The organism is Luteimonas sp. TWI596 (assembly GCF_039674105.1).
Taxonomy (GTDB): Bacteria; Pseudomonadota; Gammaproteobacteria; order Xanthomonadales; family Xanthomonadaceae; genus Luteimonas.
This window is the reverse complement of the sequence record NZ_JBDJMU010000005.1, coordinates 1-22,452: the sequence shown is the minus strand read 5'-3', so window position 1 is coordinate 22,452 and position 22,452 is coordinate 1. Positions and strand designations below refer to the sequence as shown.

Genomic DNA, 22,452 nt, shown 5'->3' with positions numbered 1-22,452 from the left:
CCTCCCAAACCGGGGTCAGAGTCGATTTTTCGACGACGCGGCCGAAGGCGTGGCGGCGCTCAGAGCTCGGGGCCAGCGTCGATATCGGGCACGGAAAATCGACTCTGACCCCGGTTATGGTCAGTGCGCGGCGTGCTCGCGGCGGGCGCTGCTGCCGGTCATCAGCTTGTCGGTGTAGGCGATGCCGATCGCCGAGAGAATGAAGCCGCCGTGGATGATCGTCTGCCACATGACGCCGGCGGTGGTGACCTTGGTGCAGGCCGGCGCGGCGAGCGACAGCCCGCCGGCGATCGCCTGGGCATGCGCGGCGGCCGCGGCGATCGCGTCGGCGGTGCCGCAGACCGGCAGGCCGACCTCGCCGGCGGCGATGAAGGTCTTGAGCAAATGGATCGACGAGATGCCGATGATCGCCATCGCCAACTTGACCTTGAGCACGCTGGCATTGACGTGGCTCAGCCACTCGGGCTGGTCGGGATGGCCCTGCAGGCCCAGGCGCGAGACGAAGGTCTCGTAGCCGCCGACGATCACCATCACCAGCAGGTTGGAGATCATCACCACGTCGATCAGGCCCAGCACCAGCAGCATGATCCCCTGCTCGGTCAGCGTGGTCGCGCCGTGGACCAGGTGCCAGAGCTCCTTGACGAACAGGAACACGTAGACGCCCTGGGCGACGATCAGGCCCAGGTACAGCGGCAGCTGCAGCCAGCGCGAACCGAAGATGACGTAGGACAGGGGGTTGAGGCGGGGCGGCGCGGACAGCGGGGTCGACATGGGGGGAGCCTGCGGGAGGTGCGCGGAGCGTAGCGAGGGCCTGTGACTTTGCCAATCGTGGACCGTGCTGATGGCTGGGCACGCGTCACCTGGGCGCCGGGGCGTCGAACCGGGACGATCGCGCGGGCACGGGGGCATCGGTCGCGGCGCCCAGCGCCCTTTTCGCAACGCTCATCCGGCGATCGGGTCGCGTCACTGAGGACCCAGACGCATTGACAGCGTTGTCATGCCCTCGTACAAGGACCGGGCGGCGCGCTCGGGCGCCGCGTTCCGGATCTGGGAGGATCGAGGATGCCGAGCGAGACGGCCGTCGCCGACGTGCCGCGACAGCGCGCGGCCGCGCGGGTGCGACGCGGCTGCACGGGAAGACCGGGATCGGCTCAGCGCACCGGCGCGGTGCTCATCGAGTACGGCGCTTCGGCGTCCACGCCCGGCCAATCGCGGTTGGGGGCGGCCTGCATGGTGAAGCGCAGCTCGCCGCCGGCCAGGATCTCGTCGTGACGCAGGAATGCGCGTCGCAGCGGCTTGCCGTTGAGCGTCGCCGCGCCGATATAACCGTGTCCTTGCGACAGCCCGTCGGCGACGATGGTGAAGCGCTTGCCGTTGGGCAGGTCGAGCGTGGCGCGCGGCAGGAACGGCCGGCCGATCACGTACTCGCCGCTGCCCGGCGCGACCGGGTAGAAGCCCAGCGCGGTGAACAGGTACCAGGCCGACATCTGGCCCAGGTCGTCGTTGCCCGCCAGGCCGTCGGGCCGGTCGGCGTACTGGCTCGCCATGATCGTCCCCAGGCGCGCCTGGGTGCGCCAGGGCTGGCCGGCATGCGCATAGAGATAGGCCACATGGTGGCTGGGCTCGTTGCCGTGGGCATACCAGCCGATCAAGCCGGTGATGTCCTCCATGTGCTCGAAGATCGCCGGGTCGACATCGGCCTCGAACACCGCGTCGAGCTTGTCGAGCAGCGCGTCGGCCCCGCCGTGGGCGGCCGCCAGACCGGCGACGTCATGCGGCACGTACCAGGAGTACTGCCAGGCATTGCCCTCGGTGTAGTCGGTGCCGTAGCCGCTGGCGGTCGGGTCGAACGGCACCCGGAAGCTGCCGTCGCGGTTGCGGGCGCGCATGAAGCCGGTCTCAGGATCGAAGGCGTTGCGCCAGTTCGCCGCGCGCCGCGCGAAATCGCGCGCGACCGCGTCGCGCCCCATCGCCTGGGCCATGCGCGCGATCGTCCAGTCGCCGTAGGCGTATTCGAGGGTCTTGGAGGCGGCCTCGCCTTCTTCATCGATCGGCACCCAGCCCAGTTCCATGTACTGGCGCAGCCCGTCGTAGGGGCCGTAGGACGCACTGGCGGTCATCGCCTCGAGCGCGGCGTCGGCGTCGAAGCCGCGGATGCCCTTCAGATACGCGTCGGCGATCACCGGCACCGCGTGGTAGCCGATCATCGTCCAGGTCTCCTGGCCGTGGAACGACCACACCGGCAGGATCCCGTACGGGCTGTGGCGGCGGTGCGCGAGCAGCGAGTCGACGAAGTCGGCGTTGCGCTTTTCCGGCTGCACCAGGGTCAGCAGCGGATGCAGCGCGCGATAGGTGTCCCACAGCGAGAACGTCGAGTAGTGGGCGAAGCCGTCGGCGGTATGGATCGCCTGGTCCGGTCCGCGATAGCGCCCATCGACGTCCATGAACAGCGTCGGGCCCAGCAGCGTGTGGTAGAGCGCGGTGTAGGCGCTGCGGCGGTCGTGTTCGGGCGCGTCGATGTCGAGCACCGACAGCGCCTGGGTCCACTGGGCCTTCGCCTGCGCGTGCACGCGGTCGAAGTCGAAATCCGGCACTTCGGCGTCGAGGTTGGCGATCGCGCCGGCCTCGTCGACCGACGAGATCGCCACCTTGACCACGAGCGGCGCGTCGAGCTTGCCGAAATCGAGGGTGCCGACCAATTGCCGGCCCTCGATCTGCGCGCGTTCGCCCGGGGTGCGGTCGGCTGGCGGAGCGAAGCCTTTGTAGAGAATCTCGGTCTCGGTGTTGTGGAAGGCGTGGCCCTGCAGCGGACGCGAGAAGCGCATCGCGAAGTACAACTGCCGGCCCGGCGCCCAGCCACGGGTCTGGCGAAAGCCGGTGATCGTGCCGTCGGGCATGCGCCGCAGTCGCGACCACAGGATCTTGCCCGGGTAGTCGTACATCGACGTGCGCAGGTCCAGCAGCACGCGCGCGTCCTCGCCCGCAGGGAAGGTGTAGCGATGCACACCGGCGCGGGCGCTGGCGGTCAGTTCGGCGCGCACGCGGTAATCGTCGAGCGTGACGGCGTAGTAGCCCGGCTGCGCCACCTCGTCGTCGTGGCGGAAACGCGAGGCGTAGCCGCTGCCGGGGCGACCGGGGTCGCCGCGTTCGAGCCGCTCGGGTCCGGTCGTGGGCATCAGCAGCACATCGCCGAGGTCGGAGTGGCCGGTGCCCGAAAAATGCGTGTGCGAAAAACCGACGATGCTGGTGTCGTCGTAGCGGTAGCCCGCAGCCCAGTCGTAGCCCTTCTCGCGTGGCTGGATGCGGGTGTCGGGGCTGAGCTGGACCATGCCGAAGGGCACCGTCGCGCCGGGGTAGGTATGGCCCTCGCCGCCGGTGCCGATGAACGGATCGACCGCGCGGTAGGCCTTGTCGCCCACCGTGCCCGGATCGGCCAGCGCCACCCCTGCGCCCAACAACGCGCCCATCGCCACCGTCATCGCTGCCCCCAGCCTGGCCATCGCGCCCTCGTTTGTATCGATTCAATTCGTTCGACCCTAGCACCCGATCCCGCTTTTCGCATGCTGCATTGCAAGATGCCGCCCGACTTCGGCAGCGTCACCATGTCCGACCTTCAATCGGTTCAAGAGACGATCCTGTCGGGACGGCGGCGCACGATGCCGCCCGCAACCACCGCCTACCCCATCGCCCGCACGACATGGCGCGTGCGCGCCCGCCGTTCCTTTTCCAACGTCCCGACGCAGGCCACCGGAGCCGACGCATGAGCACATCCCGTTCCACGATGTCCAATTCCGCCGCAATCGCGGTGGTCAGCCTGATCTTTCTGACCTGGGGCGGCCTGACCAGCCTCAACGACGTGCTGATCCCGCATCTCAAAGCCGTGTTCTCGATGAACTACGTGCAGACGCTGCTGATCCAGTTCACATTCTTCGGCGCGTACTTCCTGATGTCGATTCCTGCCGGCACGATCGTCTCGCGCATTGGCTACAAGGCCAGCATCGTCGTCGGCTTGCTGGTGGCCGCGGCCGGGGCGGCGCTGTTCTTCCCGGCCGCCCGGCTGCCCTCGTACGGCCTGTTCCTGACCGCGCTGTTCGTGCTGGCCTCGGGCATCACGCTGCTGCAGGTCTCCGCCAATCCCTACATCGCGTTGCTGGGCCCGCCCGAGTCCTCGCACAGCCGGCTCACCTTCGCTCAGGCGCTCAACTCGTTCGGCACAACCGCGTTCCCGTACTTCATCGGGCCGCTGATCCTGGCCGGCACGGTGCTGGGGGCGGACCAGATCGCCGCGATGCCGATGGCCGACCAGATCGCCTACCGCGCCTCGGAGGCACGCTCGGTCGAGATGCCCTACCTGATGCTGGCCGGCGGCCTGCTGTTGCTGGCGGTATTCGTGGTGACGATGCGGATTCCCTCGCTGCGCGCCGAAGGCGCATCGACCCGTGACCCGCATACCTTCCGCGAAGCACTGGCCCACCCGCACCTGCGCTGGGGCGTGCTCGGCATCTTCATGTACGTCGGCGCTGAAGTCGCGATCGGCAGCTTCCTGATCAACTACATGGCCGAGCCCGCGATCGGCGGGCTGAGCGAAGCAGCGGCCTCGCGCTTCCTTGCGTTCTACTGGGGCGGCGCGATGGTCGGCCGTTTCATCGGTGCGGCCTTGATGACCAAGATCGACGCTCGCAAACTGCTCGCGTTCGCCGCGGTCATGGTGTGCGTGCTGCTGACGGTGACGATGACCAACAGCGGCAGCATCGCGATGTGGAGCGCGTTGGCGGTGGGCCTGTTCAACTCGATCATGTTCCCGACCATCTTCACCACCGCGATCGAGCGCCTGGGCACGCTGACCAGCAAGGCCTCGAGCCTGCTGGTGATGGCGATCGTCGGCGGCGCGTTGATTCCGCTGGCGCAGGGTGCGCTGGCCGACCGCGTTGGCATCCAGCTGTCGTTCGTCATTCCGCTGGTCTGCTACGTCTACATCATCTGGTACGGGCTGCGTGGCTCGCGGGTGCGGGGCGATGCGCTCGCGCCTGCCGGCACGCCGACGCCGCGCCCGAGTGCGATGCACTGATGGATCGGACGCGACGCACCATCGCCTGCTTCGGAGAGGCGCTGATCGATTTCCGTGCCGAGCCGGCGACCGCCGGCCAGGCGCGGCGATTCGTCGAGCAGCCCGGCGGCGCACCGGCGAACGTCGCCGTCGGCGTCGCCGCGCTTGGCGGTGCGGCGCGCTTCGTCGGCATGCTGGCGCAGGACATGTTCGGCGACACCCTGGCGGCGGCGCTGCAGCGGCACGGCGTCGACACGTCGCAGGTTCGACGCACGGACGCCGCGCCGACGGCGCTGGCCTTCGTCTCGCTCGCCGACGACGGCGAGCGCAGCTTCAGCTTCTACCGCCCGCCGGCCGCGGACCTGTTGTTCACCGAACGCGACTTCGCCGACGATGCCTTCGCCGACGTGACCGTGCTGCACGCCTGCTCCAACAGCCTGACCGAGCCCGCCATCGCCCAGGCCACTTTGCACGGCATGGCACGCGCCGCACGCGAGGGCGCACTGGTGAGCTTCGATCTCAATTGGCGTCCGGCGCTGTGGTCGGCCGGAACCGATCCGACGCCGACGCTGTGGCGCGCGCTCACACACGCCCACCTGGTCAAGCTCAGCGCCGAGGAACTGACGTTCCTTGCGGGCGACGGCGACCCCGCCGCGACCGTGGGGCGCATTCTGGAAACGGCCGATGTGCTCGTCGTCACCGACGGCGCCGCGCCGATCCGCTGGTGGACGCGCACGAGCGCCGGGACGGCGCCGACGTTTGCGGTCTGCGCCGTGGACACGACCGCTGCCGGCGATGCCTTCGTCGCCGGGCTGCTGTGGCGACTGGCCGACCGCGCGGTCGATGCCGGCAGCCTGGCCGCCGCCTTCGACACTCCCGCGCTGCGCGCCGATCTGCTGGCGCACGCCGCGGCCGCCGGCGCGCTGGCCACCACCCGACACGGCGCCTTCGACGCGATGCCCGCGCGCGAGGCCGTCGACCGCCTGCTCGAGACCGCTGAATGATGTTGCCTGCAACGCCTGTTCCCGACTTCACCTCACCCCAGACGCTGCGCGCGCACATCGCCGACACGATGGCGTTCTACCGTCCGCGTGCGCTCGACCCGGCGGGCGGCTTCTTCCATTACTTCCGCGACGACGGCACGGTCTACGACCGCAGCCACCGTCACCTGGTCAGCAGCACCCGCTTCGTCTACGACTTCGCGATGGCCGCCGTCGAGTTCGCGGATGGGCCCGATGCCGACCGCGACCGCGCCTCGGCCCTGCACGGCCTGCGCTTCCTGCACGAGGTCCATCGCGACCCGGCGAGCGGCGGCTACGCCTGGACCCTGCGCGACGGCGCGGCCGAAGACCGCACCCATCACAGCTACGGGCTGGCGTTCGTGCTGCTGGCGCAGGCGAGCGCACGCAAGGCCGGCCTCGACACCGCGGCCGCGATGGACGAGACCTGGGACCTGCTCGAGCAGCACGCCTGGGACCCGGTGCAGGGGCTGTACCGCGACGAGGCCGACGCACAGTGGCGCTACGCGCCCTATCGCGGCCAGAACGCCAACATGCATCTGTGCGAGGCACTGATCGCCGCGCACGAGGCCGGCGGCGACGATCGCTATCTGTCGCGCGCCCTGGTCCTGGCCGACCACATGACCCGGCGCCAGGCCGCCTTGTCGGGCGGCCTGGTCTGGGAGCATTGGCACGCGGACTGGTCGGTCGACTGGGACTATCACCGCGACGACCCCAAGCACCTGTTCCGGCCCTGGGGCTTCCAGCCCGGCCACCAGGTCGAATGGGCCAAGCTGTTGCTGTCGCTGCGCGCGCACCTGGGGCCCGATGCGCCCGACTGGCTGCTGCCGACCGCACGCCATCTTTACGACACGGCCCTGGCCCATGGCTGGGACGCCACGCACGGCGGCATCGTCTACGGCTTCGCGCCGCAGGCGCTGCGCGACAGCTCGCCCTACCCCGACGCGCCGCCGCCGGACCTGGCGGCCGCCCCGATGTTCTGGTGCGACGACGACAAGTATTTCTGGGTCCAGGCCGAGGCCATCGCGGCGGCCTGGCGGCTGTACGAGGCCACGGGCGAGGTGCGCTACCGCGACGACTACCTGCGCCTGTGGGCCTACGCCTGGGACCATTTCGTCGATCACGCGCATGGTGCCTGGTACCGCATCCTCGACCGTCGTAACGGCAAGTACGACGATCTCAAGAGCCCCGCGGGCAAGACCGACTATCACACGATGGGCGCCTGCCACGACGTGCTGGCAGTGATGCGCGGGCACACGCGCCGACGCTGACGCCGTTTCAGCTGCGCAAGTCCATGCTGCAGTGCACACCACGCACGGCCACGAACCCGCCTGCCTGCGCAGCCGCCAAGCGGGCGCATCACGCCGCGTCGCGAACGAGTTGACAGCGCTGTCAAAGCCAAGCTAAATGCGCCCCTCGAGCGCGTCCCGATACGCGACGCGCCACTACGCCCTTGGGAGGGGATCCGATGTACACACCGCACCCGCGGCGCGCCCTGTGCTGCGCCATCGCCACCGCGCTGGCCTTCGGCGCCCTGCCGGCCGCCGCCCAGACCACGGCGCCGTCGACCGCCGCCGACAGGGACGAGGCGAAGACGCTCGACTCTGTGATCGTCACCGTCGAGCGCCGCGAGCAGGACCTGCAGAAGTACGCCGGTACCGCGCAGGCGATCTCCGGTGACGATGCCCGCGCCCTCGGCATCAACAACGAACTGCGCAATATCCAAACGGTCGTGCCCGGCCTGAGCATGGCCAACCAGGAAGGCAACCTGGAGATCTTCATCCGCGGCGTGGGTTCGGCCAACAACACCGAACTGGGCGATCCGGGCGCGGCGCCGCATATCAACGGCGCCTACATCGCGCGTCCGCGCGGCCTGGGCGGCATGTTCTACGACGTCGAGCGCGTCGAGATCAACAAGGGCCCGCAGGGCACGCTGCGCGGGCGCAACGCGCTCGCCGGCTCGCTCAACATCGTCACCAAGCGCCCGGATCTCGAGGCGTTCGGCGGCTATGTGCAGCTCGAGGCCGGCAACCGCGACCACCAGGCCGGCGAATTCGCGCTCAACCTGCCGCTCGGCGGCTGGGCGGCGCTGCGCTTTGCCGGCTACAAGGTCGAGAAGGACAGCTCGTTCCGCAATGCGGGCGACCCGCGCCTCGATCCGGCCGGCATCCAGAACGAGAAGGGCGGCCGCGTGTCGTTCCTCTACCAGCCCGACGACAAGCTCAGCGTCTTCGCGATGGCCGACATGGGCAAGGAAGGCGGCACCGGCTATCCGGGCGCGAACATCTGGACCGCAGCCTGCGGCAGCGCCGACCCCGACACCTGCCCCAACAGCCCCGGCCTGTCGCCCGACGATCTCGACCTGCGCAACGTGGTCTATCGCGGCCCGCAGGGCAAGCTCGACAGCACCAACTGGGGCGCGATGGCCAACGTGAGCTACGACTTCGGCCCGATCGTCGCCGAGTACAACACCAGCTACCGCGACGTCGACTACCGCCAGACCAATGCGGCCAGTGAAGGCATTCTGTGGCCGGGCCGCGACGTCAGCCCGCGCGGACCGAACAATCCGGACGGCTTCGACTACGACAACTTCTCGACCCAGTACTGGGAGACGCTGTCGCAGTCGACGACCCACGAACTGCGTCTGTCTTCGTCGGGCGATGGCCGCTTCCAGTGGACCGGCGGCGCGTTCCACTTCAACGAAGACCAGCAGGTCGGCTACCTGTCGCTGACCGACAAGGGCACCTGGTTCTCGGGCACCGAGTTCACGATGCCGCGCGTCAACGGGCGCTCCACCGCGCTGTTCGCCGACGGCACCTTCGAAGTCAACGACCGCACCCGCCTCAAGGCCGGTGTGCGCCGCACCCGCGAGGCCAAGTCGCGTTACGGCATCGGTGGCAACTGGGCAATTGGACTGATCGATGCTGACGGCAACAGCGTACCGACGCGGTTGGGGACGGAAGGTTTCGCGCCAGCTTTCATGAAGCGCCCGAACTTCGACGTGACCGGCTTGACCTCGCAGGCGGACATGGCCCGTTTCCTGCTGCAGGGCATCCTGCGGCATGGACAACGCGACAACATTGCCAACCAGATCGGCGGCGTAGCCAACGGCGGCGCTTTCGGCTGCGACACCTCCACCCCGGACTGCCGCTACAGCGTCGCGACGGTCAGTTCGATCCCCTCCCAGCAGTTCGGCGAAAGCCGTTTCCAGTTCAACGACTGGCGCGCCGGCGTGGAGTTCGACCTGACCGACGACCACATGCTCTACGCCACGGTGTCCACCGGCCACAAGTCCGGCGGCTTCAACGACACCTTCGACGTCAACGTGATCCCGGAAACCTTCAGTCCCGAGTCGATCAAGGCCTACGAGATCGGCAGCAAGATGAGCCACCGCTGGTTCGGGCGTCCGGGCAACTTCAACGTCAGCGCGTTCTATTACGACTACACCGATCAGGTGTTCCAGGACCTGGCCGTGATTTCGCTCAACCCCGAGGGTGAACCGGCCGGTTACTCGCTGGTCAACCGCAACATCGGCCGCTCGGCCATCTACGGCATCGAGGCCGAAAGCGTGACGCGTTTCGGCGCCGGCTTCATGCTGCACATCAACGCGCTGGCGCTCGACAGCGAAATCAAGGAAGGCACTGTCGGCGACGCCCGCAGCCAGAACTACGCCGAAGGCGGCGTCACATCGCTGATCGACCTGACCGGCAACGAGCTACCGCTCGCCTCGCGCTTCACCGGCAACATCCGCCTGCAGCAGATGACCGAGCTGTCGTTCGGCTCGCTCGACTGGCAGTTGCTGGCGTCCTACCGCTCGGCCTACTACCTGACCCAGTACAACAACCGCGACGTGACGTACGTGGATCAGGCCGGGAACTTCGTGCGGCAGGAAACTGCGGCCGAGGCCGGCTTCCCCGATCGCCAGCGCGGCGAGGTCACGCTCAATGCCGGCATCGGGCTCACCTCGCTCGACGGGCGCTGGCGTTACGAGCTCTACGGCAGCAACCTGCTCAACAACGATGTGTCGCAGAAGGCGCTCGTCGGATCGCGGCTCAACATCCGCTTCCTCAATGATGCGCGCGCCTACGGCCTGCGCGTGCGTTACCAGTTCTGAGCCGGGCCGGCGGCATCGCCGGCCACATCAGGAGTCGCGCCCTGCGCCCGGGTTATCGGGCGCAGGCGCGCGCGGCACGAACGGCAGCGCGTTGTGCGCATGCGTGGCGGCAATCGCCGCGTGACCGACCGCGACCGAGATCTGGTTGAGGCCGCTGACCACATCGCCGACCGCATACAGCCCGGGCACCCGGGTCTGCTGGTGCGCATCGACCTCCAACGCGCCGGTGTCGTCGCTCTCCAGGCGCAGCCCGGTCGGCAGCGACGGGCCGCCCTCGTAGCCCAGGTACGGATAAGCGGTGTCGAAGCGGTGCACCTCGCCTTCCGGCGTGCGGTAGCGGCAGTGCCGGCCATCGAACTCAAGCGTCCCGCCGGGCGGCAATACGAGGGCGCCGAGCCCCTTCGCCTGCGCGATGGCCTCGTGCGCGACGTCATCGTCGGTGGGCAGCAGCGCAATGCGCGCAGAATAGCTGCGCAGGAAGGCAGCATGCCCGCCGATCACGGCCCCTGGACCGTAGATCGCGATCGCTTGGTCGCAGGCCTCGTAGGCATCGCAGATCGCGCACAGGCGCAGCGCGCCGCAGGCGATCGCCGCTTCGGCCCAAGGGACCTCGGGCAATCGGTCGGCCAGCCCGGTGGCGAGGATGACCTTGCGGGCGCGCCAGCGCCTGCCGGCCGCGGCGACGACGAATGCCTCGCCCTCCCGCGCGATCGTGTCCACGCATCCGGTGGTGATCTCGACCGCGAACGCCTCGGCCTGTTCGCGCATGCGACGCAACAGCCCGGTGCCGGACACGCCTTGTGGGAATCCCGGGCAATTGTGGCTTTCGGGGATGTAGCGCGCCCGGCTGCGCCCGCCATCGATGACGACCACGCTGCGCAGAAAGCGGCGCAGATAGGTCGCCGCAGTCAGGCCCGCCGGCCCGCCGCCCACCACCGCGACATCGATGTCTTGGATCATCTGCAGGCTCCCGGACGGGCAGTCGAGACTGACGAGGGCGGCGTGCACCGCCGGTGAGCGCCGCCGCCCCTGCGGGCGGCCCCCTGCAGAGCGCGCAGCACCCCGTTGACAACGCTGTCAGTCTCCCTTCCTAATGCGCTCTGGCCCACGGCGTGTTCCGCGCGCGGTGCGCTGCCCACAATTCGATCGACTTTCGTGAGATCCCTTGGGAGGGGAAGATCCATGAAGCCATTCCGTGCCGCGCCCAAGCCGCGGTTGCTGACGTCCGCCCTGTTACTCGCCATCGCCTCGCCGACGCTTGCCCAGGTCGCCGATCCGTCGCCCGATGCCACCGAACTCGACGCCGTCGTCGTGACCGGCATCCGCGGCAGCCTGACCTCGTCGATGAACCTCAAGCGCGACTCGCAGGGCATCGTCGACGGCATCGTCGCCGAGGACATCGGCAAGTTCCCCGATACCAACCTGGCCGAGTCGCTGCAGCGCATCTCGGGCGTGTCGATTGACCGTTCGATGGGGGAAGGGTCCAAGGTCACCGTCCGCGGTGTCGGTCCCGACTTCAACTTGGTGCTGCTCAACGGTCGGCAGATGCCCGCCTCCAGCATCGAGGCAACGAATGCCTCCAACTCACGCGCATTCGACTTCGCCAACCTCGCGTCCGAATCGATCTCAGGCGTCGAGGTGTTCAAGACCTCGCGCGCCTCCACTGCCACCGGCGGCATCGGCGCAACCATCAACATCAAGACCGCGCGACCGCTGGACAACGAGACACTGGCCAACGTCGGCGTGAAGGCCGTCCACGACAGCTCTGTGGACAACCTGCCCAAGCCAATGCAGGGCGACAAATGGACCGGCGAGATGTCGGGCATCTTCAGCACCAAGACCGATGATGGCCGTTTCGGTATCGCGCTGAGCGGCAGCTACCAGGAACGCGACTTCGGCTACAACGAAGCTGCGGTTGGCGGCGGCTGGTATGCATTCCCGTACGGCGAGGGCCCGCTGGCAAATCCGGAACCGGCCGCCAATGCGATCAATGCGCCAGGGCCTGGTGATATCTACTCGATTCCTCAGAACCTGATCTACGCAGTCAATGGCGTCAGCCGACAGCGCACGAATGGACAGGCCACGGTGCAGTGGGCGCCCACCGACACTATCACCGCGACGCTCGACTACACCTATGCCGAGAATCGCATCCAGCAGCGACGCCACGAGTTGTCAACGTGGTTCAACCAGGCCGCGTCGCAAACGTCGTGGACGGATGGTCCTGTCGCTGCGCCCATCAGCTATACCGAGTTCGGGGGCTGCTTTAATCCCGCAACCGAAGAGTGGGCAGCCAGCGACCCGAACAACATCTGTCCGCCTGGCTTCGAGTTGCGCCCGGGAGACCTGGCAATGGCCGGCGCACAGTTCGCAACCCGCAACCAGAACAAGTCGGTCGGCTTCAACGTCGAATGGGCTGCAACGGATTCGCTCGATCTCGAATTCGACTTCCACCGTTCCAGTGCGGAATCCGGTGCCGATAGCCCTTACGGATCGAACAATGTGATTGGCACCGCGGCGTTCGCCCGTGGCGTGACCAATGTCGACTTCAGTGGCGACTTCCCGGTGCTGTCCGTGCTTTTGCCTCCAGGACAAACGGCCGTCTCGCCGAGCCAGATGATGGCAACGGGCTCGTCGTTCCGGAACAGCTACATGAAGTCCGAAGTCGACCAGGGCCAGGTGCGGGGTACCTTCCGCTTCGCCGATTACTCACAGCTCGATTTCGGCGTCGCCTATACCGAGGTCAAGAATCGCACCGCGTACGCATTCACGCAACGCGACGACTGGGGCGGATTCGGCAACGGCGCGGCCGACTACGATGACAGCCTTTGGATCGCCGACGACATCAGCCGCTACTTCGACCAGTTCCCTGGTAGCGCCAACGCCTTCGGCCAGTTCTACCTGTTCGACTTCAACAAGTTGCGCGACGCCGCGATCGCGGCGCGCGGCGGCGATGTGGATGCGTATCTCGCTCCGCAGAGCTTCGACATCGATCGTCGGGCCACGGAGAAGTCGAAGAGCGCTTATGTGCAGTGGAGCAACACCTGGGATCTGTCGATGCCGCTGAGCGTGGCGATCGGCATGCGCTACGAGGAGACCGACATCACCTCGAGTGCATTGGTGCCGATCGCGACCGGACTGACCTGGACGGGTTCAAACGAGTTCGCGGTGCAGTTCGGAGAGCCTGACTTCACCACGCTGCGCGGCAAGTACGATTACTGGCTGCCCAGTATCGACACCAGCCTGAAGATCACTGAAGACATGGTGCTGCGTGCCAGCTATGGCCACAGCATTGGTCGTCCCCAGTGGAACTACATCCAGGGCGGCCAGACACTCGAATCCTTTGCGGCCTACGAGGGCGGCACCGGTTCACAGGGCGACCCGAACCTCAGGCCGCTGGAATCGAAGAACATCGATCTGTCGTTCGAGTGGTACTACGCGGAGGGCAGCTACGTGTCGATCGGCTGGTTCCGCAAGGATATCGACAACTACATCGGCACATCGGTCATCGAGACCACGCCGTTCGACCTGACCACACCCGTGGGAGGCGCGTACTTCAATGAGGCGGTGGCAAATGGCTGCGCGGTAGGTGGCACCGACTTCCGCAACTGCGTGCGGCAGTACATCTTCGCCAACCATGCTGGCGATCCTGGCGTCAACATCACAGGCACTGACGTCAATGGCCAGCCCACGGGCACCATTGCAGGCCTGCCCGGCGATCCCGCAGCGGTGTTCCGCGTCTCGGTGCCAGTCAATCGTGATTCGTCGCAGCTCGATGGCTGGGAGCTCAATGTCCAGCACCTGTTCGGCGAGAGCGGCTTCGGCTTGGCGGCGAATTACACCATCGTCGACTCCGACCTGACCTACGACAACTACAACCTCGGCGACCAGTTCGCAATGTTGGGGTTGAGCGACTCGGCCAATTTCGTCGCGTTCTATGACAAGGGCCCATGGCAGGTCAGGGCCGCCTACAACTGGCGCGACAAGTTCCTGTCCAGCACCTACGACAGCTGGCGTCCGAACCCAGTGTACGTCGAGGACTACGGCCAGCTGGATCTCAACATCAGCTATCAGGTCAACGACAACTTCACGATCCACGCCGAAGCGATCAACCTGACCGACGAAACCATGCGTTCGCACGGCCGAAACGAGCGTCAGGTGTTCTACGCGACTCAGACCGGACCGCGCTACATGTTCGGGTTCCGCTATAAGTTCTGACGCAACGTCTCCCGCCTTCGGCCCTCGGTGCGAAGGCGGGAGATACAGAGCCCGCGAATGTACGATGGCCTCGACTATCCTGGGGAATGCTGGCTCCGGACGACGATCGATGCCTGATACATCTGCCATGGCCGAAGAGATCCCCGAGGCCGCTGCGGACCTGTCACTCGCGCAGGCCGCGCGTGGAGATGCGCCGCTGGTGCTGCGCGGTCGGTTTTCCGACTGGCCGCTGGTCCAGGCGGCGCGCCAATCCAGCCGCAACGCCGCCGCTTACCTGCGACGGTTCGCCAACGACGCTGTTCCCGTCACCGCGATGACGGCGCCGGCCTCAGAGAAAGGCCGTATCGGCTACGGGCCAGAGCTTCGCGGATTCAACTTCCGGAACGAGCAGGTATCGCTGACGGTCGCGCTCAATACGCTCATCCAATATCTCGATGCGCCGGAGCCGCCGATGATCTATCTTGGCGCGACGACGCTCGACACATTCCTGCCGGGCCTGCGCGCGCAGCATCCGATCGAACTCGGCATCGACGATCCACTGGCAAGCATCTGGATCGGCAATCGCACCCGCGTCCCTGCCCATCAGGATCTGCCGGAGAATCTCGCCTGTGTATGCGCCGGCCGACGGCGAGTGACGCTGCTGCCGCCTGACCAGCTGGCCAATCTGTATGTCGGTCCGTTGGACGTCACCCCGGCCGGGCAGCCGATCAGCCTGGTGGACTTCGCCGCCCCCGACATCACGCGCTTCCCCCGCTTCGGCGAGGCGATGCGGCACGCGCGCACTGCAATTCTGGAGCCAGGCGACGCTGTTTTCATTCCGAGTATGTGGTGGCACCACATGGAAGCCCTGGACGGCTTCAATGTCTTGATCAACTACTGGTGGCGACGTACACCGGAATGGATGGAAACCCCCATGAACGCGCTGATGCACGCGCTGCTGTCGATCCGGGACCTACCGGCCGAGCAGCGCGCGACTTGGCAGGAGATCTTCCGTCACTATGTGTTCGAGCCAGGCCCCCTGACCACCGACCACATCCCTGACGCAGCGCGTGGCATCCTCGCGCCGCTCGACGACGCCCGAGCGGCGACGATCCGAGCGCGCCTAGCCGAGCGTCTGGCTCGTTGAGCCGCACTGCAGCTTGGCGGCGTCGTCCGAGCCAGGGCGACGCTCGATCCGCTTGAGGGAAGCGCAGCTACCGCACCCGGACTTTGATACGCATGCATTGCGGAACGGGCGACGCGCCCCTCGACCCCGCCTCAGCCTTCCATCTGCTCCAGCGCGCGGCCCTTGGTCTCACGGACGTACCTGAGCACGAAGCCCACCGAGACGAACGCGGCGACCATGTAGATCGCGTAGGTCGAGGCCAGGCCAATGCCGGCCAGCAGGACCGGGAAGCTCATGGTGATCGCGAAGTTCGAGGTCCATTGCGCGGCGCCGGCGACCGCCAGGCCCGAGCCGCGGATCTGGTTGGGGAACATCTCGCCGAGCATGACCCACATCACCGGGCCCCAGGACATATTGAAGAACACCACGTAGGCATTGGCCGCGATCAGCGCCACCGTGCCCATGCCGTCCGGCAACTGCAGGTGTCCATCGACCAGCGCGCCGCTGGCAAACACCCAGGTCAGCACCGCCAGCGAGACCGCCATGCCGAGCGAGCCGATCCACAGCAGCGGCTTGCGGCCGATGCGGTCGATCAAGACCACGGTGACCAAGCAGGCGCCGATGCTCAGCGCACCGGAGAGCACGTTGATCAGCAGCGCATCGCTTTCCGAGAAGCCGACCGCCTGCCACAACACCGCGCCGTAGTAGAACACCACGTTGATGCCGACCAGCTGCTGGAACGTCGCCAGACCGATGCCGACCCAGACGATCGGCCGGATGCGGCCACTCACCCGGTCGACCAGGTCCGACAGCCGCGGACGATGCTGATCGCCGGCCAGCGAGCGTTCGATCTCGCCCAACGTCGTCTGCGCCTGCGCCGGGCCGTACAGCCGCGACAGCACCGCGAGCGCCTCGCCGTGGCGGCGCTTGACCATCAGGTAGCGCGGGCTCTCGGGAATCAGCATCAACAGCGCCAGGAACAGCAGCGACGGGAACGCCATCATCCAGAACATCCAGCGCCAGGCCGGCGCGCCCAGCCACAGCGCGTCGGTCGATGCGCCGGCGCTGCGGGCGAGCAGGTAGTTGCTCAGGAAGGCCGCAAACAGGCCGGAAATGATCGCGATCTGCTGCACCGTCGCCAGCCGGCCCCGGTAGCGTGCCGGCGCCACTTCGGCGATATAGGCCGGCGACATCACGCTGGCCGCGCCGACCGCGAAGCCGCCGAGCACGCGCGCGGCGATGAACATCAACGAGCTGGTGGCCGCACCCGAGCCGATCGCCGACAACAGGAACAGCACCGCGGAAATGATCAACACGCTGCGTCGCCCCCAGCGATCGGCGAGCCGGCCGGCGAAGAACGCGCCGATCGCGCAGCCCAGCAGCATCGAGGCGACCTCGAAGCCCAGCGCGGCCTTGCTCGAACCGAAGGCCTGCTGCAGGCCGTCGACCGTTCCGTTGATGACGCCGCTGTCGAAGCCGAACAGGAAGCCGCCGATCGTGGCGACACAACTGATCAGGACGATGAAGCGGGTGTTCTCGGCAGCGCGCGCGGACGCGTCGCCGGCAATGCTTGGGCTGCTCATATCCATGTCCCCGGAGTGGCACGTGCGACGCGGCGGATGCGCCGGCGCCGGTCAGGCTCGAATGCCGAAGATACCGGCTCGACGGCCCATTGTGCGTGCCCCAGCGCACGCTGTGTCGCAGCCATGCCGCCCCGGATGGACGCGCGGCCGCACCTTCGGCGCGCCGATCAGCGCGGCGCCGGGCCGGTGGAGCGGCGCAGCTGCAACGTATACGGCACCTCGACCATGCCGGCCTCGTCGCGATCGCGCAGCGCCTTGAGCAGTTCCAGCCCGGCCAATTGGCCCATCTCGCGCGTCGGCTGGCGCACCGTGGTCAGCGCGGGGTGGATATGGCGCGAGATCGGAGTGTCGTCGAAGCCGCAGACCGAGACATCGCGCGGCACCTGCAGCCCGAGCTCGTACACCGCACAGATCACACCGGCCGCCATGTCGTCGTTGGCCGCGAAGATCGCGGTCGGCGGCTCGGGTAGTGCCAGCAGTCGTGTTGCAGCGCGGAATCCCGATTCGTGCGAGAACTCGCCATCCACGACCAGGGCAGGATCGAAGGCCAGACCGGCCTCGCGCAGTCCGGCCCGATACCCGGCCAGGCGCCAGCCGGTGGCACCGTGTGCGGGGTGCCCCTTGATGTGCGCGATGCGGCGATGCCCCAACGAGACCAGGTGCGCGATCATCTCGCGCACCGCGCTGCCCTCGTCCACGGTCACGCCGACCCGTCGGTGCGCTTCCATCGGCGAGATGCTCGCGTAGGGCACGTCGAGCTCGTCGAGCCGCGCCAGCAGCGCCGGATCGTCGGTGATCGGCGGCGTCAGCACCACCCCATCCAGGCGCGACTGCTCGACCATCGCCTCGACGGTGTCGACGATGTCGCGCGCGTCGTAGACCAGCGGCGCGAGCATCAGGTTGTAGTGGTGCGCCTTGCAGGCGTCGAGCAGGCCAAGCTCGACCTCCATCAGATAGTTGCTCGACGGGTTGTCGTAGAGCATCGCGACCAGGTATGAGCGGCGCCCGGCCAGCGTGCGCGCCGAGGGATGCGGCGTGTAGCGCAGCTTGCCGACCGCGGCCTCGACCCGCGCGCGCGTAGCCGCGGCGACGTTGGGCTCGCGGTTGAGCACCCGCGAGACGGTCTTCATGGACACGCCGGCCTCTGCGGCGACGTCCTCGATGCGGACACGCATGTAGTGGAATCCAGAGTCGGTGCGATTTCGCGACAGATTCTGCCAGACCGGCATCGACTTCATGATGGCGGCGCGGGGTCGGTCGCGGTTATGCCGCTCTGCAGCAAACATCGCGGACGGCTTGCGGTATTCTGCGGCGTTCATGACAACGCTGTCAGCCAAGCTGACGACCACGTAGCGGAGGGGAACCCGACGATGTCCATCCAGCCCACACCGGCGGCCCGCCGGGGCGCCACTCGACCGGCCGGCCAGCGCCTGCTGGCCCTCGCCGCCGCACTCGCGCTGGCCGGCTGCGGCCACCAGGCGGCACCGGCGGCGGCAGCCAGCGCGACGCCTGGGAACACTGCCGATGCCGGTGCGATCGATCCAGCCAACTGGCCCGAAACGCGCTGGCCGCTCGCCGAGGACGCGGCGCTGGAGCAGAAGATCACCGACCTGATGGCCACGATGACGCTCGAGGAAAAAGTCGGCCAGATCGTCCAGGGCGACATCGCCGACATCACGCCCGACGACCTGCGCAAGTATCGGCTTGGCTCGATCCTGGCCGGCGGCAACTCCGATCCAGGTGGCCGCTACGATGCATCGCCCGCCGAATGGCTGGCGCTGGCGGATGCCTTCTGGGAAGCCTCGATGGACACCTCGGGCGGCGGCAAGGCGATCCCGGTGATCTTCGGCATCGATGCCGTGCACGGCCAGAGCAACATCGTCGGCGCCACCCTGTTCCCGCACAACATCGGCCTGGGCGCAACGCGCAACCCGGAGCTGATGCGCGAGATCGGCCGCGTCACCGCGATCGAGACCCGCGCCACCGGCATGGAATGGGCGTTCGCGCCGACCGTCGCCGTGCCGCAAGACGACCGCTGGGGCCGCACCTACGAGGGCTACTCCGAGTCGCCCGACATCGTCGCCGCGTTCGCACCGGCGGTGGTCGAGGGCATGCAGGGCAAGCCCGGCGCGCCGGACTTCCTCGACGATCACCATGTGATGGTCTCGGTCAAGCACTACCTCGGCGACGGCGGCACCGCCGGCGGCAAGGACCAGGGCGAGACCGCTGTGACCGAAGCGCAGTTGCGCGATATCCACGGCGCAGGCTATCCGCCGGCGATCGCGGCGGGGGCGCAGGCGGTCATGGCCTCGTTCAACAGCGTGCACGGCCAGCGCATGCACGGGCACAAGACCTTGCTGACCGACGTCCTCAAGGACCGCATGAACTTCGGCGGTTTCGTCGTCGGCGACTGGAACGGCCACGGCCAGCTTCCGGGCTGCACGACCACCGATTGCGCGTCGACCTTCAACGCCGGTCTCGACATGGCGATGGCGCCCGACAGCTGGCGGGGACTGTACGAAAGCACGGTCAAGCACGCGCAGTCGGGCGAGCTGCCGATGGCGCGGCTCGACGATGCGGTGCGTCGCATTCTGCGCGTCAAGTTCCGCATGGGCCTGTTCGATGCACCCAAGCCGTCGGCGCGTGCGCTGGGTGGGAAGTTCGAACTGCTCGGTGCGCCGGAACACCGCGAGGTCGCACGCCGCGCGGTGCGCGAATCGTTGGTGCTGCTCAAGAACGACGGCGTGCTGCCGATCGCGCCGAAGCAGCGCGTGCTGGTCGCCGGCGACGGCGCCGACGACATGGGCAAGCAGTCCGGTGGCTGGACACTCAACTGGCAGGGCACCGGCACCAAGCGTGCCGACTACCCCAACGGCGACACCATCTGGGACGGCATCCGCGCACAGGTCACCGCGGCCGGTGGCAGCGCGCAGCTCGCCGTCGATGGTACGTATCGGCAGAAGCCGGACGTGGCGATCGTGGTGTTCGGCGAAGATCCGTATGCCGAGTTCCTCGGCGACCTGCCGAACCTGCTCTACAAGCCCGGCAACGACGCCGACCTCGAACTGATCAAGCGCCTGCGCGCCGAAGGCATCCCGGTCGTCTCGGTGTTCCTGAGCGGCCGCCCGCTGTGGATGAACCGGGAGATCAACGCCTCCAACGCCTTCGTCGCGGCGTGGTTGCCGGGTTCGGAGGGCGCAGGCATCGCCGACGTGCTGCTGCGCGGCGCCGACGGCAATGTGCAGCACGACTTCAAGGGCAAGCTGAGCTTCTCGTGGCCGCGACGCGGCGACCAGTACGCGAACAACGTCGGCATGGAGGGCTACGACCCGTTGTTCGCCTTCGGTCATGGCCTGAGCTACGCCGAGGACGGCAACCTGGCCGCACTGCCGGAAGATGCCGGCGTCAGCGCTGAGGACGGCAAGGACGCGGGCTACTTCGCCCGCGGCGTCCCCGGTCCCGGCCTGCGCCTGGTGGTGACCGGAACCGACGGTCGCGGCGCGGACGTGCTGCACCCGCGCGTCGCCACGCCCGACGGCACGCTGACACTGGCCGCGGTCGACTACCAAACCCAGGAAGGCGCACGCCTGCTGACCTGGACCGGCAACGCGACCGCCGAACTGCTGTCGCATTCGCCGTTCGACCTCAGCCGCGAAACCAACGGCGATTCGCTGCTGCTCGCCACCGTGCGCGTGGACGCCGTGCCCGCTACCGGTGACGTCACGCTGTTCGCCGGTTGTGGCGAGGGCTGCGAGGCCCGGCTGCCGGTCGGCCCATGGCTGGGCTCGCTGCCGCGCGGTGAATGGACGACGATCGGCGTGCCGCTCAAGTGCCTCACGGCCGCCGGCCTCGACGCCACCCGCGTCAGCACGCCGTTCGCGCTGCGCGCACCCGCTGGCCTGACGCTGGGCGTGGCCGATATCCGCGTCGGCACCGACGCCGCACACCGCCTGGACTGCAAGACCCAGTAAGCGCGCGCAGTCGCTTGCCCCCTTCCCCCGCCTGCCGGCATTGCGCCCGTCACGGGTGGAAGGCTGGGCCGTGGATTGCCCCTTCCCCCGCTCGCGGGGGAAGGGTGGGACGGGGGCCAACGGCCGTCCGCCAAGAAAATCGGTCTGCGGACCAGAGCCCGCCCGAATCAGCGCCGGCTTGCCCCAGCGTTGGCCCCACCCAAGTCTCCCGCCGCCGGACAGGGTTGCGTGCTCGCCCCCGCGCTCCCAGGCCACATCACCGCAACGCAGCGTGCGCCGCGTCACCACGCCGCGTGACGGCAGCACCCCTAGACTCGACGCACCTGTCTTTTGGAGCGTCGCCATGATCGACCTGCATTACTGGCCCACCCCCAACGGCCACAAGGTCACGCTGTTTCTCGAGGAAGCCGGACTCGATTACACGATCCACCCGGTCAACATCGGCAAGGGCGACCAGTTCAAGCCCGAGTTCCTCGCGTTTTCGCCGAACAACAAGATGCCCGCGATCGTCGATCACGCGCCGGCCGACGGCGGCGCGCCGCAGACGGTGTTCGAATCGGGCGCGATCCTGCTGTATCTGGCCGAGAAGACCGGCCGCTTCCTCTCCGCCGAACCGCGCACGCGCATCGAAGCGATCGAATGGCTGTTCTGGCAGATGGCAGGCTTGGGCCCGATGACCGGCCAGTACGGCCACTTCAACGTCTACGCGCCCGAGAAGATTCCCTACGCGATCGAGCGCTACACCAATGAAGCCAACCGGCTGCTGCAGGTGCTCGACACCCGGCTGGCAGGTCGCGAGTTCATCGCCGGCGATGCCTATTCGATCGCCGACATGGCCGCCTACCCGTGGATCGGCGTCTACGACAAGGCCCCGATCGATATGACGCCCTATCCCGAGATCCGCCGCTGGCACGCCGCAATCCAGGCCCGCCCGGCGACGCAGCGCGCCTATGTAATGACCCAGTGATTTCCTGCTCAGGTGCTACCTTTTGAGGAGAGCACGATGAGCCAAGTGATGGACGAAGAGATCAAACGTTGGACGGCGCGGCGCAAGTCGGCGCTGGTGCTGGAGATCATCCAGGGCAAAACGACGGTGGCGCAGGCCAGCCGGCAGTTTGACCTGACGCCCTCGGAGATCGAGAGCTGGGTGGAGGACGCCAAGCGCGGCATGGAGAACGCGCTTCGTGCCAAGCCCGAGGACGTGCGCGAGCAGTACGAACGGCAGCTCAAGGACCTGCAGGAAGCCTATGGCGAGGCGATGCTGGAGCTGCGCGCACGAAAAAAATTGGTTCTTCGCAGATTAGCGGGGAGTCCTTTGCCAGCCACCGTTACGCTTGATGCCTGATTCCAGGGCGCAAGGGTGAGGGGATGTTCGACCGGAAGACGATCAAGAGGCTG

General features: G+C 67.7%; 14 protein-coding genes and 1 pseudogene. 10 read left to right on the top strand and 5 right to left on the bottom strand.

Features of this window, described 5'->3' with window-relative positions; all coding sequences use genetic code 11:
• Window positions 1-120: 120 nt before the first annotated feature.
• Window positions 121-771 (bottom strand): TIGR00645 family protein, encoded by a 651-nt coding sequence (locus ABE487_RS05315; protein WP_346444237.1) that lies wholly within the window; start codon window positions 769-771, stop codon window positions 121-123.
• 380 nt (window positions 772-1,151) lie between these two features.
• Window positions 1,152-3,500: a GH92 family glycosyl hydrolase gene (locus ABE487_RS05310; protein WP_346452168.1), complete on the bottom strand. Its 2,349-nt coding sequence runs from the start codon at window positions 3,498-3,500 to the stop codon at window positions 1,152-1,154.
• 60 nt (window positions 3,501-3,560) lie between these two features.
• On the opposite strand from ABE487_RS05310, the gene ABE487_RS05305 reads away from it, so the two are divergent.
• From ABE487_RS05305 to ABE487_RS05285, 5 genes are all read left to right on the top strand, one after another.
• Window positions 3,561-3,764 carry a hypothetical protein gene (locus ABE487_RS05305; protein WP_346444235.1) on the top strand — a complete coding sequence of 68 codons (204 nt, stop codon included), beginning with the start codon at window positions 3,561-3,563 and terminating at the stop codon, window positions 3,762-3,764.
• Window positions 3,761-5,068: a sugar MFS transporter gene (locus ABE487_RS05300; protein ID WP_346452167.1), complete on the top strand. Its 1,308-nt coding sequence runs from the start codon at window positions 3,761-3,763 to the stop codon at window positions 5,066-5,068. The genes ABE487_RS05305 and ABE487_RS05300 overlap by 4 nt, the downstream gene beginning before the upstream one ends.
• Window positions 5,068-6,051: a carbohydrate kinase gene (locus tag ABE487_RS05295; protein ID WP_346452166.1), complete on the top strand. Its 984-nt coding sequence runs from the start codon at window positions 5,068-5,070 to the stop codon at window positions 6,049-6,051. The genes ABE487_RS05300 and ABE487_RS05295 overlap by 1 nt, the downstream gene beginning before the upstream one ends.
• Complete coding sequence (locus ABE487_RS05290) at window positions 6,048-7,337, top strand: AGE family epimerase/isomerase (protein ID WP_346452165.1); 1,290 nt, start codon at window positions 6,048-6,050, stop codon at window positions 7,335-7,337. The genes ABE487_RS05295 and ABE487_RS05290 overlap by 4 nt, the downstream gene beginning before the upstream one ends.
• Window positions 7,338-7,534: 197 nt before the next feature.
• Complete coding sequence (locus ABE487_RS05285; RefSeq protein ID WP_346452164.1) at window positions 7,535-10,180, top strand: TonB-dependent receptor; 2,646 nt, start codon at window positions 7,535-7,537, stop codon at window positions 10,178-10,180.
• Window positions 10,181-10,207: 27 nt separating this feature from the next.
• On the opposite strand, the gene ABE487_RS05280 is transcribed toward ABE487_RS05285, so the two are convergent.
• Complete coding sequence (locus tag ABE487_RS05280; protein ID WP_346452163.1) at window positions 10,208-11,140, bottom strand: NAD(P)/FAD-dependent oxidoreductase; 933 nt, start codon at window positions 11,138-11,140, stop codon at window positions 10,208-10,210.
• Between the two features lie 222 nt (window positions 11,141-11,362).
• Here ABE487_RS05280 and ABE487_RS05275 point away from each other — a divergent pair, with 222 nt between their 5' ends.
• On the top strand, window positions 11,363-14,395 hold the full coding sequence (locus ABE487_RS05275) for a TonB-dependent receptor (protein WP_346452197.1): 3,033 nt from the start codon (window positions 11,363-11,365) through the stop codon (window positions 14,393-14,395).
• 127 nt (window positions 14,396-14,522) lie between these two features.
• Window positions 14,523-15,521: a cupin-like domain-containing protein gene (locus tag ABE487_RS05270; protein ID WP_346452162.1), complete on the top strand. Its 999-nt coding sequence runs from the start codon at window positions 14,523-14,525 to the stop codon at window positions 15,519-15,521.
• Between the two features lie 131 nt (window positions 15,522-15,652).
• Here ABE487_RS05270 and ABE487_RS05265 read toward each other — a convergent pair whose 3' ends face one another.
• Window positions 15,653-17,083 carry a sugar porter family MFS transporter gene (locus ABE487_RS05265; RefSeq protein WP_346452161.1) on the bottom strand — a complete coding sequence of 477 codons (1,431 nt, stop codon included), beginning with the start codon at window positions 17,081-17,083 and terminating at the stop codon, window positions 15,653-15,655.
• A 167-nt stretch (window positions 17,084-17,250) separates the two neighbouring features.
• Window positions 17,251-18,258: a LacI family DNA-binding transcriptional regulator gene (locus tag ABE487_RS05260; protein ID WP_346444224.1), complete on the bottom strand. Its 1,008-nt coding sequence runs from the start codon at window positions 18,256-18,258 to the stop codon at window positions 17,251-17,253.
• Window positions 18,259-18,453: 195 nt separating this feature from the next.
• Here ABE487_RS05260 and ABE487_RS05255 point away from each other — a divergent pair, with 195 nt between their 5' ends.
• The 3 genes and pseudogenes from ABE487_RS05255 (at window position 18,454) to ABE487_RS05245 (ending at window position 22,399) form a co-directional block, all read left to right on the top strand.
• Complete coding sequence (locus ABE487_RS05255; protein WP_346452160.1) at window positions 18,454-21,054, top strand: exo 1,3/1,4-beta-D-glucan glucohydrolase; 2,601 nt, start codon at window positions 18,454-18,456, stop codon at window positions 21,052-21,054.
• A 343-nt stretch (window positions 21,055-21,397) separates the two neighbouring features.
• Window positions 21,398-22,018 (top strand): annotated as a pseudogene (locus ABE487_RS05250) (glutathione binding-like protein); the annotation flags it as partial.
• A gap of 39 nt (window positions 22,019-22,057) precedes the next feature.
• Window positions 22,058-22,399 carry a DUF1153 domain-containing protein gene (locus tag ABE487_RS05245; RefSeq protein ID WP_346452868.1) on the top strand — a complete coding sequence of 114 codons (342 nt, stop codon included), beginning with the start codon at window positions 22,058-22,060 and terminating at the stop codon, window positions 22,397-22,399.
• The last annotated feature ends 53 nt before the right edge of the window (window positions 22,400-22,452 follow it).

Excerpts from the sequence above, each read along its gene's own strand:
- ABE487_RS05245 (WP_346452868.1), top strand. The coding sequence starts at position 22,058 with ATGAGCCAAGTGATGGACGAAGAGATCAAACGTTGGACGGCGCGGCGC.
- ABE487_RS05295 (WP_346452166.1), top strand. The coding sequence starts at position 5,068 with ATGGATCGGACGCGACGCACCATCGCCTGCTTCGGAGAGGCGCTGATC.
- ABE487_RS05305 (WP_346444235.1), top strand. The coding sequence starts at position 3,561 with ATGCTGCATTGCAAGATGCCGCCCGACTTCGGCAGCGTCACCATGTCC.
- ABE487_RS05315 (WP_346444237.1), bottom strand. The coding sequence starts at position 771 with ATGTCGACCCCGCTGTCCGCGCCGCCCCGCCTCAACCCCCTGTCCTAC.
- ABE487_RS05260 (WP_346444224.1), bottom strand. The coding sequence starts at position 18,258 with ATGCGTGTCCGCATCGAGGACGTCGCCGCAGAGGCCGGCGTGTCCATG.
- ABE487_RS05290 (WP_346452165.1), top strand. The coding sequence starts at position 6,048 with ATGATGTTGCCTGCAACGCCTGTTCCCGACTTCACCTCACCCCAGACG.
- ABE487_RS05255 (WP_346452160.1), top strand. The coding sequence starts at position 18,454 with ATGTCCATCCAGCCCACACCGGCGGCCCGCCGGGGCGCCACTCGACCG.
- ABE487_RS05280 (WP_346452163.1), bottom strand. The coding sequence starts at position 11,140 with ATGATCCAAGACATCGATGTCGCGGTGGTGGGCGGCGGGCCGGCGGGC.
- ABE487_RS05275 (WP_346452197.1), top strand. The coding sequence starts at position 11,363 with ATGAAGCCATTCCGTGCCGCGCCCAAGCCGCGGTTGCTGACGTCCGCC.
- ABE487_RS05300 (WP_346452167.1), top strand. The coding sequence starts at position 3,761 with ATGAGCACATCCCGTTCCACGATGTCCAATTCCGCCGCAATCGCGGTG.
- ABE487_RS05285 (WP_346452164.1), top strand. The coding sequence starts at position 7,535 with ATGTACACACCGCACCCGCGGCGCGCCCTGTGCTGCGCCATCGCCACC.
- ABE487_RS05270 (WP_346452162.1), top strand. The coding sequence starts at position 14,523 with ATGGCCGAAGAGATCCCCGAGGCCGCTGCGGACCTGTCACTCGCGCAG.
- ABE487_RS05265 (WP_346452161.1), bottom strand. The coding sequence starts at position 17,083 with ATGAGCAGCCCAAGCATTGCCGGCGACGCGTCCGCGCGCGCTGCCGAG.
- ABE487_RS05310 (WP_346452168.1), bottom strand. The coding sequence starts at position 3,500 with ATGGCCAGGCTGGGGGCAGCGATGACGGTGGCGATGGGCGCGTTGTTG.